Here is a 1,127-nt window from a genome sequence, read left to right as displayed (position 1 = left end):
TCCTGAATTATATAATTAAGTCAGACAACTGATAATCATATTTAATGGTAATAAAAAAGGCATAGATGGTACACTTAATTCATCGCCAAACAAATTAAGGAGTTTTCATCTATGTCTTATCATCATATTAACATAAATCAGCTGACAAATATAGAGGCAAATTATTATTTAGGTATTAATGCTCGTGAATGTGCACGACGTATGAAGATTGGAAAGGATAAAGTTTATAACTATTATCGCTTATTGAAAAAGGGATTCACTGTTGAAGAAATCTATTCTACTTACAAGGAAAATAAAAAGCGTTGCGGAAGAAAAGAAATCACTTTATCTCAGCAGAAAGTACAAGAGATTCATGAGTTATTAGATCAAGGATGGTCATTAGATGCTATTGCGGGGCGTGATAAGCTGATGGGCCATTCAGAAAGAGTCTCAACTAAAACATTATATAAGCTTGTTAAAAATGGAGTCATTGACGCTAAAAAGCTCCGTCGAAAAGGAAAGAATAACCCTAAAAATCATAAAGAAACACGTGGAAGAATCAATGATTGTAAAACCATTCATGAGCGAGATAAGCAGTATCCTAAAGCTTCGATGAATCAAGAATATGGGCACTTTGAAGGGGATACCATTGTCGGTAAGAATCGTCAATCAGCCATTGTCACTTTAGTTGAAAAGAAAAGTAAATATATCGTCCTATTAAAAGCAAGTCGTAAGAGTCAAGATGTCAAAGATGCGACATTAAATTGGCTAAATGAACAAGTTGAAATCGGCATCAAAACAATCACCTTTGATCGAGGAAAAGAGTTTTCTAGATGGAAAGAAATTGAACAAGAAAGCAAGATACCTCTTGAGATTTACTTTAGTGATCCAGGAGCACCAGGACAACGAGGATTGAATGAGAATTCAAATAGTATCGTTAGACAAGACCTACCGAAATCCACGGATTTATCCGTCCATTCACAAAAGAAATTAAATGAAATTGCGATGAAATATAATCGTGTACCCCGAAGATCTTTAAACTATTACACACCAGAAGAAATCATGAAAAAAGCAACTGGATTAGACTCACTCCTTCCAATTGCTTAGTTTGTGATAAATAATGGTCTGATTTAAATTGACAACTCAGG

1 protein-coding gene is annotated in these 1,127 nt (G+C 34.3%); it reads left to right on the top strand.

Annotated features, from left to right (window positions below; all coding sequences use genetic code 11):
- Positions 1-111: 111 nt before the first annotated feature.
- Positions 112-1,086, top strand: a complete 975-nt coding sequence (locus tag NEH75_RS13105; RefSeq protein ID WP_055305169.1) for an IS30 family transposase — start codon at positions 112-114, stop codon at positions 1,084-1,086.
- The last annotated feature ends 41 nt before the right edge of the window (positions 1,087-1,127 follow it).

This window comes from Turicibacter sp. T129 (genome assembly GCF_025594975.1).
Taxonomy (GTDB): domain Bacteria; phylum Bacillota_I; class Bacilli_A; order MOL361; family Turicibacteraceae; genus Turicibacter; species Turicibacter bilis.
Note: the sequence above shows the minus strand (reverse complement) of the source record. Positions and strands in the feature narration are given on the sequence as shown.

Excerpts from the sequence above, each read along its gene's own strand:
- NEH75_RS13105 (WP_055305169.1), top strand. The coding sequence starts at position 112 with ATGTCTTATCATCATATTAACATAAATCAGCTGACAAATATAGAGGCA.